This window comes from Enterococcus sp. DIV0436a (assembly GCF_051711605.1).
Taxonomy (GTDB): Bacteria; Bacillota; Bacilli; order Lactobacillales; family Enterococcaceae; genus Enterococcus_B; species Enterococcus_B faecium.
Map to the genome: position 1 here is coordinate 948,036 of NZ_JBIONA010000001.1, position 13,311 is coordinate 961,346.

Here is a 13,311-nt window from a genome sequence, read left to right on the forward strand (position 1 = left end):
TATAATAGAATTAAGAAGAGGGAAAGAGTGGTCCTTCTCCTTCTTGATTGTGGTAGACGAAAGGGGTAATTTTTATGTTTAGATATAATGTACGCGGCGAAAATATCGAAGTAACTGAAGCGATTCGCGACTACGTTGAGAAAAAAGTAGGCAAACTAGAACGCTATTTCAGTGACGCACCCGATGCAACGGCGCATGTGAACTTAAAAGTTTATACAGAAAAAACAGCAAAAGTGGAAGTAACGATCCCATTACCTTATCTTGTATTACGTGCCGAAGAAACTTCTCCAGATTTATACGCAAGTATCGATTTGGTTGTTGACAAATTGGAACGCCAAATCCGCAAATTCAAAACAAAAATTAATCGTAAATCCCGTGAAACGGGCATGAATACTGCAGATGCTGCTGCTTTATTCAATGAAGAGGACGAAAACGAAAATGATTCTGAATTAGATATCGTACGTACGAAACGCCTTTCATTGAAACCAATGGATAGTGAAGAAGCAGTCTTACAAATGAACATGCTGGGACATAACTTCTTTATTTTTGAAGATGCAGAAACAAATGGTACAAGTATCGTTTACCGCCGTAAAGATGGAAAATACGGACTGATTGAAACAGACTGATCAGCCTTACTTAAATAACAACGAAAACTTGCAGCAGCTACTGACAGCTGCCGCAAGTTTTTTTGAGTTTCCCTCCTCTTTTAGATGAAATATGAATAAATTATGAAGTTCTTACTTTAATACGCTTAAGATATTTCAATTATCTATAACTAATGATAAAATGAAAAGTAAAGTCTACATAGTCTGGATAATAAACAGAAGGAAAAGGAGATTACACAACGCATGGCCAATTTGATTCGTTCACTTATCGAAAACGATAAGAAAGAACTAAAACGTTTAGATAGCATTGCAAAAAAAGTTGAAGCATACGCTGACCAAATGGCAGCATTAACTGATGAACAATTACAGGCAAAAACTGCTGAATTCAAGGGCAGATACCAAAAAGGAGAAACATTAGATCAATTACTTCCGGAAGCTTTTGCAGTCGTCCGAGAAGCAGCAAAACGTGTATTGGGGTTATATCCATACCACGTACAATTGATGGGTGGAATCGTGCTTCACGATGGAAATATCCCTGAAATGCGTACTGGTGAAGGTAAAACCTTGACTGCGACGATGCCAGTATATCTAAATGCTCTGACTGGCGAAGGGGTCCACGTAGTTACCGTCAATGAATATTTAGCAACCCGTGACTCAACGGAAATGGGCGAACTTTATAATTTCTTAGGATTAACAGTGGGGTTGAATATCAACTCAAAATCTTCGGATGAAAAACGCGAGGCTTATAATTGTGATATCACTTATAGTACGAATAATGAATTAGGATTTGACTACTTGAGAGACAATATGGTCGTTTACCGCCATCAAATGGTACAACGTCCGCTGAATTATGCCATTGTCGATGAAGTTGACTCAATCTTGATTGATGAAGCGAGAACGCCGCTGATCATTTCAGGGCAAGCAGAAAAATCCACAGCTTTATATACAAGAGCAGACAACTTCGTGAAACGTTTGAAAGAAGAAGAAGATTATAAAATCGATGTACAATCAAAAACAATCAGTTTAACCGAAGCAGGGATCGAAAAAGCAGAAGAAACATTCGGCTTGGATAACTTATACGACATTGAAAATACTGCATTGACCCATCACTTGGATCAAGCATTGAGAGCCAACTATATCATGCTTTTAGATATCGATTATGTTGTCCAAGACGGAAAAGTACTGATTGTTGACCAGTTCACTGGTCGGATCATGGATGGACGCCGTTATTCAGATGGACTTCACCAAGCAATCGAAGCTAAAGAAGGCGTAGAGATCGAAGACGAAACGAAAACCATGGCGACGATCACTTTCCAGAACTATTTCCGTATGTATAAGAAACTTGCGGGAATGACTGGTACAGCTAAAACAGAAGAAGAAGAATTCAGAGAAATTTATAACATCCAAGTATACCAGATTCCGACAAATCGTCCGGTTATCCGTGATGATCGTCCAGATTTACTTTACCCAACATTACAAAGCAAGTTCCACGCTGTCGTGCAAGATATCAAAGATCGCTACCGCAAAGGTCAACCTGTGTTAGTCGGAACTGTTGCGGTTGAAACATCTGAGTTATTATCAGATATGCTGAATCAAGAACGTATTCCTCATGAAGTGCTGAATGCGAAAAATCACTTTAAAGAAGCAGAGATCATCATGAATGCTGGTCAAAAAGGTGCTGTGACGATTGCTACCAACATGGCTGGTCGGGGAACAGATATCAAGTTAGGACTTGGGGTAAGAGAACTTGGTGGTCTAGCAGTTATCGGGACAGAACGACATGAATCTCGTCGTATCGATAACCAGCTTCGAGGACGTGCAGGACGTCAAGGAGACCCAGGTATGTCACAGTTCTACTTGTCATTGGAAGATGATTTGATGAAACGATTCGGTTCAGAACGAATCAAAGCTTTCTTAGATCGGATGAAGATCGGTGAGGAAGATGCTGTTATCCAAAGCAAGATGCTGACGAAACAAGTAGAATCTGCACAAAAACGTGTAGAAGGAAATAACTATGACACACGTAAAAACGTCTTACAATACGATGATGTGATGCGTGAACAACGTGAAGTAATCTATAAACAGCGACAAGAAGTAATCATGGAAGAAAAAAGCTTATCCAAGCCACTAATGAACATGGTCAAACGGACAATCAGTCGTGTAGTAGATGCGCATACACAATTAGAGAAAGAAAATTGGAATTTGGAAAGTATCATCGATTTTGCCGGCAGTACTCTTGTCCATGAAGATAGCATTACTCTTGCAGATATCGAAGGAAAAACAGCTCAGGAGATCAAAGAGTATCTAAACGAACGAGCACAAGAAGTATTTAATACCAAAGCGGCTCAACTAAATGGTCCAGAGCAACTGTTGGAATTTGAAAAAGTCGTGATCTTGCGTGTTGTGGACTCTAAATGGACAGACCATATTGATGCAATGGATCAATTACGTCAGTCAATCGGCTTACGTGCTTATGGACAGAACAATCCATTAGTCGAATATCAAACAGAAGGCTATAAGATGTTTGAAGATATGGTAGGCGCCATCGAGTATGAAGTCACTCGAATCTTTATGAAAGCTGAGATCCGTCAAAACGTACAGCGTGAACAGGTTTCTCAAGGAACAGCTTCTCACTCAGAAGACGGAGATGCCAAAGAAAATAGTAATACTAGCGCGAAAAAACAGCCAATCCATGTGAACAAGGTCGGAAGAAATGATCCTTGTCCTTGTGGAAGCGGGAAAAAATATAAGAACTGTCATGGAAAAAATGCAAACTAATTTCTGACAGCAGGATTGGTGAGACAAATTCTTTTTTTAAGAATTCGTCTCACCTTCTTTCTGTTATTTGCTGATTCTGTTAGACTAGATATAATGAAAAAAGTATAGTGAAAGAAGGAAAAAACATGGAAATATCCGAAATTCGAAATCTCCTGACAGAAATGCAGGAAAAGGTCACAAGTTTCAGGAGGTCTCTTTGACTTAGATCAGCTGGAAGAAGACATCGCGGAAGCAGAAGCAAAAATGGCTGAACCTGGTTTTTGGGATGACAGCGAAGCCGCACAAAAAGTGATCAGCGAAAATAACGCTAATAAAGAAACCTATGACCAATTCCATTCTCTTGCCGAAGAACTAGAAGAAATCGAATTGATGGTGGAGATGCTGCAAGAAGAACCTGATGCAGCAATGCAAGAAGAAGCAGAAACACGTATCAATGCATTAGATGAAAAAATGAAGACGTATGAATTATCTATGCTGTTAGACGGACCTTATGATCGAAACAATGCGATCGTCGAATTGCATCCAGGGGCTGGCGGAACGGAGTCCCAAGACTGGGGCAGCATGCTTTTACGTATGTATACACGTTGGGCAGAGCAGCATGGCTATCAAGTAGAAACACTAGATTATCAAGCAGGTGATGAAGCAGGGATCAAGAGTGTGACCCTGCTGATTAAAGGACATAACGCTTTTGGTTATCTAAAATCAGAAAAAGGTGTTCATCGCCTTGTACGGATTTCGCCTTTTGACTCAGCGAAACGACGTCATACTTCTTTTTGTTCGGTAGATGTGATGCCAGAGCTTGATGAAACGATCGATATAGAAATCAATCCAGATGATTTGAAAATCGATACGTACCGAGCAAGTGGTGCAGGTGGTCAGCACATCAATAAAACAGAATCTGCTGTACGGATCACTCACTTGCCTACAGGAACAGTAGTAGCTAGTCAGGCACAACGTTCACAATTGAAAAACCGTGAGCAAGCGATGGGGATGTTAAAAGCTAAGCTTTATCAATTAGAAGTGGAAAAGAAAGAACAAGAAGCAGCTGCACTTCGAGGAGAACAAAAAGAAATCGGCTGGGGTTCACAGATCCGTTCTTATGTTTTCCATCCATATTCTATGGTAAAAGACCATCGGACAAACGTAGAGACAGGAAATGTCCAAGCAGTTATGGACGGTGACCTTGATTTATTTATTGACGGCTATTTAAAAATGCATCTACAATAAGAACCCATTGTTAAATTGAAATAAAATTGTAAGATTTTGCAAGCATGTTGAAACATTGCCATGCTATAATAGCTAAAGACTGAAAAAGATATGGAGAGAACGCCATGATTGAAATGAAGGATGTAATGAAGAAGTACTCAAATGGTACGACCGCTATCCGCAATCTCTCGATTGTCATCGAACAAGGAGAGTTTGTCTATGTGGTTGGTCCGTCTGGAGCCGGTAAATCTACATTCATCAAATTGATGTATCGAGAAGAAAAAGCTTCAAAAGGAACTTTGAACGTCGCAGGTCATGATCTAATAGCAATCAAAAACCGCGAAGTTCCTTATCTACGCAGAGAAATCGGCGTGGTGTTCCAAGACTATAAATTATTACCAAGAAAAACAGTATATGAAAATGTTGCGTACGCTATGCAAGTTATCGGCAGAAAACCTCGGGATATCAAAAAACGAGTAATGGAAGTGCTGGACCTTGTTGGTTTGAAACACAAAGTTCGAGTCTTTCCTAGCGAATTATCCGGTGGGGAACAGCAACGTGTCTCTATTGCTCGGGCAATCGTGAATACGCCTAAAGTACTTATCGCGGATGAACCGACAGGAAATCTGGATCCAGAAAACTCATGGGAAATCATGAAATTATTAGATCGGATCAATGCCCAAGGAACTACTGTCGTGATGGCTACACATAACAGTACGATCGTAAATACGATTCGGCACCGAGTAATTGCTATCGAAAACGGCCGCATTATTCGAGATCAAGCGGAAGGGGAATATGGATACGATGATTAGAACCTTTTTCCGCCATTTATTAGAAAGTATCAAGAGTTTGAAACGTAACGGCTGGATGACAGTTGCTTCAGTCAGTGCGGTAACGATCACGTTGACTTTAGTCGGTGTATTCATGGCAGTTATCATGAATGCAACTAAATTAGCTCAGGATATAGAAGGAAACGTTGATGTCTCTGTATTCGTAGATATCGGTACAAAAGACGAAGAGATGAAAAAGCTAGAAAAAGAATTGAATGACTTAGATCATGTTAAAAAAGTTGAATTTTCAAGTAAAGAACAGGAATTGAAAAAAATCCAAAACGAAATGGGTGATTCCTGGAAATTGTTTGAAGGTGACAATAACCCGTTATATGATGTGTATGTAGTAAGTGCTACTGATCCTTCTTATACAAAACAAGTAGCAGAAGAAGCAGCAGATTTGAAGAATGTTTCTCGTTCTGATTACGGTGGAGCTTCCTCAGATCGGATTTTCCAAATCGCTGGTGCAGTTCGGACATGGGGATTAGTTGCAGCGGCATTGCTGCTGTTCGTAGCGATGTTTCTCATTTCGAACACGATTCGGATCACGATTTTGTCTAGACAGCGTGAAATTCAAATCATGCGTTTAGTCGGTGCAAAAAATGGATATATTCGCTGGCCGTTTTTCCTTGAAGGTGGCTGGATCGGTCTGATCGGTGCGATTCTTCCGATTTTGATCATCACATTTGGTTATGCATGGTTTTTCCAATTGATCAATCCATCATTATTACGTTCCCATTATTCATTGATTCATCCACAAAATATCGTTTGGAAAATCAATCTTTTAATGGTCGGCATTGGTGTGATCATTGGTTCACTTGGCTCGATCATTTCTATGAGACGTTTCTTGAAATTCTAATACCACAATATAAATAAAATGAGAAAGTTGGACAGTTTCGTTCCAGCTTTCTTTTTTTATTGGCTAGGAGAATAGAAGGAAGCGGCTTTTTTCCCTTTACTTTAAAAAACAACTTGGGTATTCTTAAGTTGGTAGAAGAAGAGGTGAAGCCGTGAAAATTATCGTTGACAATTTTTTTACGATCCTTTTGATTATGAATATTTTGCTTTCCTTTATCATCGTTTTTCGAGAAAGAAAGGAAACTGCTCAAACATGGGCATGGCTGCTCGTTTTGATGTTCATTCCAGTTGTAGGATTTATTTTATATATTTTTTTAGGAAGAGGGATTTCCAAAGAGAAAATCTTTGATTTGAAGATCCAAGGGAAAATCGGTAAGAACCTGGAAATTGAAGAAGACAAACAGGCATTGATGCGAGGGCTTTATCCTCATCCGCCTACTGGACAAGTAGATGTGAAACAATTGATCTATATGCTCACGGTATTTGAAAGTGCGCTCTATACGACTAAAAATGAAATCACTTTATTTACAGATGGTCGTGAAAAATTCGATGCGCTGATTGAAGATATCAAGCAGGCAGAAGACCATATCCACTTCCAGTATTATATTTATCGCAGTGATGCATTAGGTGAAGAAGTTCGAGATGCATTGACAGAGGCGGCAAGACGAGGGGTAAAAGTCAGAGTCCTTCTTGATGCATGGGGTTCCACACAAGTTTCTTCCAGCTTTTTTCAGAATTTGAAAAAAGCAGGCGGAGAAGTCGCATTTTTCTTTCCTCTATTTGTTCCGTATATTAATCCTCGGATCAATTATCGCAATCATCGTAAAATCGTAGTTATTGATGGGAAAATCGGATATACAGGTGGGTTCAATGTTGGAAATGAATATCTAGGATTGGTAAAGAAATTTGGTTATTGGCGAGACAATCATTTGCGTATTTACGGAGAAGCGGTGTATACCTTGCAAAACCGTTTTTTGATGGACTGGAATTCTCAGCATACAAAAGAAGTAGGCTATTCTCCCAAATTTTTTCCGTCCATTCACACTACTGGTGATATAGCTGTTCAAATCGTGACAAGCGGACCAGATACCGAACATGAACAAATCAAAATGACTTATTTGAAAATGATTTCGTTAGCCAAACGGGAGATATTGATCCAAACGCCTTATTACATACCGGATGGATCGATTCATGAAGCACTGAAGTTGGCTCTTCTTTCAGGCGTAAAAGTTCATATCCAAATACCTAACAAACCAGATCATCTTCTCGTTTACTGGGCAACGTATTCTTTCGCTGCAGAGCTAATCGAGTATGGAGCAAGGATCGAAACATATGAGAATGGATTTATTCATGCAAAGACGATGATTATCGATGGTGGCATTGTTTCAGTTGGCTCAGCAAATATCGATGTTCGTTCATTTCGCTTGGACTTTGAGGTCAATACACTGGTTTATGATGAACGAATGGCTTCACGTGTAAGAAAAGCTTTTTTTGAAGACTCGAAAATTTCTACGCATCTCACAAAAGAAATGTATGAAAACCGAGGAATAATCATCAAGATGAAAGAAGGATTAGCAAGATTGATTTCGCCGCTCCTTTAAAACATAAAAAGGACATGAGAACCATCAACAGATGGAGATCTCGTGTCCTTTTATAACGGGGCCATTTCTGAGAGTACGTCAGAAATGGAGAAAGCGTCTCGCATGAGCGAAATTAACTTTGGGGTATCTCTTGTTTTTTGGGGAAAGCAAGAAATAAGCTAATATATGCTATTAAAAGAGACACATTTCAAAGCCAGTATAGCATAGAAACTTTTAATGAGATAGTTTTTTTTACAATTATGAGAATTTATTTTGTTATTTAATGATTTTGATTCGTTTTCATCAAGTAATAAAAATGATAAAATAAACATACTTTAGGATTAAAGGAGATTTCTAATGAAAAAACTTAAATTATTCTTACCAATAATAGGATTAGCTATTCTTTTATCAGGCTGTTCAAAGTGGATTGATCGAGGAGAATCCATTACGGCTGTTGGCTCTTCTGCTTTACAGCCTTTAGTAGAAACAGTTGCTGAAACTTACCAGACAGAAAATCCTGGAAAATTCATCAATGTACAAGGGGGCGGAAGCGGAACTGGTTTGTCTCAAGTACAGTCAGGAGCAGTCGACATCGGAAACTCTGATTTGTTTGCGGAAGAAAAATCGGGGATCGATGCCTCAGCATTAGTCGATCATCGAGTAGCAGTTGTTGGGATCACTCCTATTGTGAACAAGGATATTGGCGTAAAAGACATCAGTATGGAAAACCTGAAAAAACTATTTACAGGCGAGATCAAAAACTGGAGTGAAGTCGGTGGAAAAGATCAGCCTGTAGTTATATTGAACCGCGCTTCAGGAAGCGGAACCCGTAGCACGTTTGAAAAATGGGTATTGGACGGAGAAACAGCTGTTCAGGCACAAGAACAAGATTCAAGCGGAATGGTGCGCCAGATCGTTGCCGACACACCCGGTGCAATCAGCTATGTTGCTTTTTCTTATGTTTCCGATGATGTAGATACGTTGAATGTTAACGGTGTAGAACCGACAGATGAAAATGTGACAACGAACAAATGGACGATTTGGGCATATGAGCATATGTACACAAGAGATCATCCAAAAAAACTGACAAAAGAATTTTTAGACTATATCTTATCTGATGAAGTACAAGATAACATCGTTGGAGAACTAGGTTATATCCCTGTTTCTCATATGAAAGTCGAACGTGATTGGCAAGGAAATATCGTTAAAGAGTAATCTTTACACAAAATTTACAAACTTAGCTAAACTTTTACATGTTATTAAAACCAAATTGATGTTCAATTTGTACACTGAGTGAGTATGTTAAACCTGATTAAGGGGGAGTCATCTGTGGAAGATGTGAAAAAAGTATTATTAACAAAATCAAAACGTTCAAAAATGGAACAGCGTGGAAAATTCCTCAGTTTTTTATGTATCGCGCTGATCGTGTTGGTTGTATTATCTATTTTTTATTTTGTAGCTAGTAAAGGGTTGGCTACCTTTTTTACTGATAAGATCAATGTATTTGATTTTCTGTTTGGTACAGATTGGAATCCAAGCCAAATCGGAGCAAATGGGAAACCAATGGTAGGGGCATTGCCTATGATCACAGGTTCGTTTATTGTGACCTTTTTATCTGCTATCGTTGCCACGCCATTTGCCATTGGTGCAGCAGTATTCATGACGGAGATCTCTCCTAAAAACGGAACGAAGATCTTACAGCCGGTCATCGAGCTGCTTGTAGGTATTCCTTCTGTCGTTTATGGTTTTATCGGTTTATCAGTTATCGTGCCTTTTGTCAGAAGTATTTTTGGCGGGACAGGGTTTGGTATCTTAGCTGGTACATTTGTGTTGTTCGTTATGATCTTGCCGACTGTCACAACGATGACTGTTGATGCATTAAAGGCAGTGCCACGGCACTATCGGGAAGCTTCATTAGCGCTTGGTGCCACAAGATGGCAAACAATCTACAAAGTCGTGCTACGAGCAGCCGTGCCCGGGATTTTAACAGCAGTCGTTTTTGGTATGGCTCGTGCGTTTGGTGAAGCCTTAGCTATCCAAATGGTCATCGGTAATGCAGCATTGATGCCAACAGGACTTACTACTCCTGCTTCTACATTGACGTCCATCTTAACAATGGGAATCGGAAATACAATCATGGGAACAGTTGAAAATAATGTGTTATGGTCATTAGCGCTGATCTTGCTATTGATGTCATTATTCTTTAATATCGTGATCCGTATGATTGGGAAGAAAGGAGAGCTGAAATAATGAACGCAAAACGCTCAGATAAAATTGCTACAGGTGTTTTATATATAGTTTCGGGGATCATCGTATTGATTTTAGCAGCTTTACTACTTTATATCTTAGTTCGGGGAATACCGCATATTTCATGGTCCTTCTTGACCGAACCTTCCAAAGCCTACCAAGAAGGCGGTGGAATCGGGATCCAGCTATTTAACTCGATTTATTTGCTTTTGATCACGATGATCATCAGTTTTCCTATTTCTTTAGGTGCGGGTATCTATCTTTCAGAATATGCTGGAAAAAACTGGCTAACAGATGTGATTCGCACGTCGATTGAAATCTTGAGCTCGTTGCCTTCTGTCGTTGTCGGTTTATTCGGTTTCTTGGTTTTCGTTATTCAATTCCAGTATGGTTTCTCGATTATTTCTGGTGCATTGGCTTTGACTGTATTCAACTTGCCTCTTTTGACTAGAACAGTTGAGGAGTCTTTACAAGCGGTCCATTACACACAACGAGAAGCAGGATTGGCCTTAGGTTTGTCACGCTGGGAAACAGTGATAAAAGTGGTGGTTCCAGAAGCGACACCAGGGATTTTGACTGGTGTGATCCTAAGTTCTGGAAGAATTTTTGGTGAAGCAGCTGCATTGATCTATACGGCTGGACAAAGTGCACCTGCGTTAGATTTTACGAACTGGAATCCATTAAGTGTTTCAAGCCCGATCAGCATTTTCCGTCAAGCTGAAACATTAGCTGTCCATATTTGGAAGATCAATACAGAAGGCACGATGCCTGATGGTGTTTCTGTTTCGGCTGGCGCTTCTGCCGTGTTGATCATTGCTGTTTTACTGTTCAACTTCGGCGCTCGTGCGATTGGCAAACGATTATACCGAAAAATGACTTCAGCCTAAGGAGAAGAAGCAAAATGAAAAAATATAACTGGAATGAAACAAATGTCATCACCATGCCAAAAGAGAAAGAAGTAGCACTATATACGGATGATCTACATGTCTGGTATGGCGACAATGAAGCAATCAAAGGAGTGGATCTGGAATTTGAAAAAAATAAGATCACTGCACTGATTGGTCCTTCCGGCTGCGGAAAATCTACGTATCTTCGTTCGTTGAATCGAATGAATGATGGGATCGCTAATACGAAAATCACTGGGAAAATCATGTATCAAGGCGTAGATATTAATGCGCCTCAAGTGGATGTTTATGAGATGCGCAAACGGATTGGCATGGTTTTTCAACGTCCTAATCCGTTCAGCAAGTCGATTTATGACAATATTACATTTGCTTTGAAACAGCACGGCGAAAAAAACAAAAAGAAATTAGATGAAATCGTTGAAACAAGCTTGAAACAAGCTGCCTTGTGGGACCAAGTAAAAGACAGCTTGGACAAAAGTGCCTTGGCTTTATCTGGCGGGCAACAGCAACGTTTATGTATTGCTCGTGCGATCGCGATGAAACCTGATATCTTGCTGCTAGACGAGCCGGCAAGTGCTTTGGACCCTATTTCGACAGGAACGGTTGAAGAAACACTTGTAAACTTGAAAGAAGACTATACGATCATCATCGTGACGCATAACATGCAACAAGCAGCTCGTATCAGCGACTATACTGCCTTTTTCTATCTAGGAAAAGTAATGGAATATGACAAAACTAACAAGATATTTACCAGACCAAAAATTCAGGCAACCGAAGATTATGTGTCCGGTCATTTTGGTTAAGACGGAGGCCTCAACATGACAAAAGAAATTATTTCATCTAAAGATCTTCATCTGTATTATGGAAAGAAAGAAGCACTAAAAGGGATCGATCTAAGTTTCAATCAAGGGGAAATCACTGCGATGATCGGTCCTTCTGGTTGCGGAAAATCCACTTATCTGCGTTCTTTGAACCGGATGAATGACCTGATTCCGAATGTAACGATCACCGGAAGTGTTTTATATAAAGACAAAGACATCTATGGTCCAAAAACAGATGTTGTTGAACTAAGAAAAGAAATCGGCATGGTATTCCAGCAGCCAAACCCATTTCCTTTTTCTATCTATGAAAATGTCATCTATGGATTGAAATTAAAAGGGGAAAAAGATAAAAAAGTCCTTGATCAAGTAGTTGAAGAAAGCCTGAAGGCAGCGTCTGTTTGGGATGATGTGAAAGACAAATTGCATAAAAGTGCTTTATCTTTATCCGGCGGGCAGCAGCAGCGTGTATGTATCGCACGTGTTTTGGCAGTTAATCCGGAAATCATCTTATTGGATGAACCAACAAGTGCGCTTGATCCTGTTTCTACTGGGAAAATCGAAAGTATGCTGTTAGAATTAAGAGAGCGGTATACGATGATCATCGTGACCCATAATATGTCTCAAGCTTCACGTATTTCAGATAAGACGGCATTCTTTTTAGATGGTCACTTGATCGAATACAATGAAACGAAGAAGATATTCATGAATCCAGAAAAACAAGAGACAGAAGATTATATTTCAGGTCGATTTGGATAAGGAGGAAACGGAATGCTACGTACACAATTTGAAGAAGAATTGCTGAATCTCCATAATCAGTTCTACGAAATGGGGATGATGGTGAGCAGCGCCGTGCACAAGTCAGTTCGTGCATACATCAAACACGATAAAATCTTAGCCCAAGAAGTTATCGAAAACGATATAAATATCAATAACATGGAAACACGCTTGGAGAAGAAAAGTTTTGAAATGATCGCATTGCAACAGCCAGTTACAACTGATTTGCGTATGATCATTACGGTCATGAAAGCTAGCTCGGATTTAGAACGTATGGCCGATCATGCGGTGTCTGTTGCTAAATCCACGATTCGCGTAAAAGGGCAGACGAGAATACCGGAAATCGAAAAAGAGATCTCCGATATGTCCGATTATGTGAAAAAAATGGTGGACAACGTCCTAGTTGCTTATGTCAAAACAGACGAAAAAGACGCGCGTACGATCGCCAATATGGATCAAAGAGTCAATGACTATTTCAATCGAATCTATAATGCAACAATCAAAAATATGCAGGAAAATCCTGAGACAGTCATCAGTGGAACAGACTACTTGAATGTTGCCAGTTATCTAGAACGGATCGGAGACTATGTGACAAACATCTGTGAATGGATCGTCTACTTGGCTACAGGGAAAATCACTGAGTTAAATACGAACCACAATGAGATTTTCTAAACTGAAGCTGTGATTATGCCGTTTGTTTATGAAAA

General features: G+C 39.7%; 12 protein-coding genes. All 12 read left to right on the forward strand.

The window, feature by feature from the left end; translation table 11 throughout:
• The first annotated feature begins 74 nt into the window (after positions 1-74).
• The 12 genes from hpf (at position 75) to phoU (ending at position 13,276) form a co-directional block, all read left to right on the forward strand.
• Positions 75-626: a ribosome hibernation-promoting factor, HPF/YfiA family gene (gene hpf / locus IGL15_RS04580; protein WP_002294985.1), complete on the forward strand. Its 552-nt coding sequence runs from the start codon at positions 75-77 to the stop codon at positions 624-626.
• A gap of 222 nt (positions 627-848) precedes the next feature.
• Positions 849-3,383: a preprotein translocase subunit SecA gene (gene secA / locus IGL15_RS04585; RefSeq protein ID WP_002289770.1), complete on the forward strand. Its 2,535-nt coding sequence runs from the start codon at positions 849-851 to the stop codon at positions 3,381-3,383.
• A 125-nt stretch (positions 3,384-3,508) separates the two neighbouring features.
• Positions 3,509-4,610, forward strand: a protein-coding gene (gene prfB, locus IGL15_RS04590) for a peptide chain release factor 2 (protein ID WP_096948712.1) whose coding sequence is annotated in 2 segments (ribosomal slippage) — positions 3,509-3,580 and positions 3,582-4,610 — 1,101 coding nt in all. Because the reading frame shifts where the segments join, the coding sequence is not laid out codon by codon here.
• Positions 4,611-4,714: 104 nt separating this feature from the next.
• A complete protein-coding gene (ftsE, locus tag IGL15_RS04595) occupies positions 4,715-5,401 on the forward strand; it encodes a cell division ATP-binding protein FtsE (RefSeq protein ID WP_002292768.1) in 687 nt (228 codons plus the stop codon).
• Positions 5,394-6,278 carry a permease-like cell division protein FtsX gene (gene ftsX / locus IGL15_RS04600; RefSeq protein ID WP_002294981.1) on the forward strand — a complete coding sequence of 295 codons (885 nt, stop codon included), beginning with the start codon at positions 5,394-5,396 and terminating at the stop codon, positions 6,276-6,278. The genes ftsE and ftsX overlap by 8 nt, the downstream gene beginning before the upstream one ends.
• A 151-nt stretch (positions 6,279-6,429) precedes the next feature.
• A complete protein-coding gene (gene cls, locus IGL15_RS04605) occupies positions 6,430-7,878 on the forward strand; it encodes a cardiolipin synthase (RefSeq protein ID WP_104765250.1) in 1,449 nt (482 codons plus the stop codon).
• A 336-nt stretch (positions 7,879-8,214) separates the two neighbouring features.
• A complete protein-coding gene (locus IGL15_RS04610) occupies positions 8,215-9,072 on the forward strand; it encodes a phosphate ABC transporter substrate-binding protein PstS (protein WP_002292763.1) in 858 nt (285 codons plus the stop codon).
• Positions 9,073-9,186: 114 nt separating this feature from the next.
• Entirely contained in the window at positions 9,187-10,107 is a 921-nt protein-coding gene (pstC, locus tag IGL15_RS04615; protein ID WP_104765249.1) for a phosphate ABC transporter permease subunit PstC, read from the forward strand.
• Positions 10,107-10,991: a phosphate ABC transporter permease PstA gene (gene pstA, locus IGL15_RS04620; protein ID WP_002296590.1), complete on the forward strand. Its 885-nt coding sequence runs from the start codon at positions 10,107-10,109 to the stop codon at positions 10,989-10,991. Before pstC ends, pstA begins: the two co-directional genes overlap by 1 nt.
• Before the next feature lie 14 nt (positions 10,992-11,005).
• A complete protein-coding gene (pstB, locus tag IGL15_RS04625) occupies positions 11,006-11,812 on the forward strand; it encodes a phosphate ABC transporter ATP-binding protein PstB (protein WP_002289486.1) in 807 nt (268 codons plus the stop codon).
• A 15-nt stretch (positions 11,813-11,827) separates the two neighbouring features.
• Positions 11,828-12,586: a phosphate ABC transporter ATP-binding protein PstB gene (pstB, locus tag IGL15_RS04630; RefSeq protein WP_086318944.1), complete on the forward strand. Its 759-nt coding sequence runs from the start codon at positions 11,828-11,830 to the stop codon at positions 12,584-12,586.
• A 12-nt stretch (positions 12,587-12,598) separates the two neighbouring features.
• Positions 12,599-13,276 carry a phosphate signaling complex protein PhoU gene (gene phoU, locus IGL15_RS04635; protein ID WP_002289490.1) on the forward strand — a complete coding sequence of 226 codons (678 nt, stop codon included), beginning with the start codon at positions 12,599-12,601 and terminating at the stop codon, positions 13,274-13,276.
• Positions 13,277-13,311: the final 35 nt, after the last annotated feature.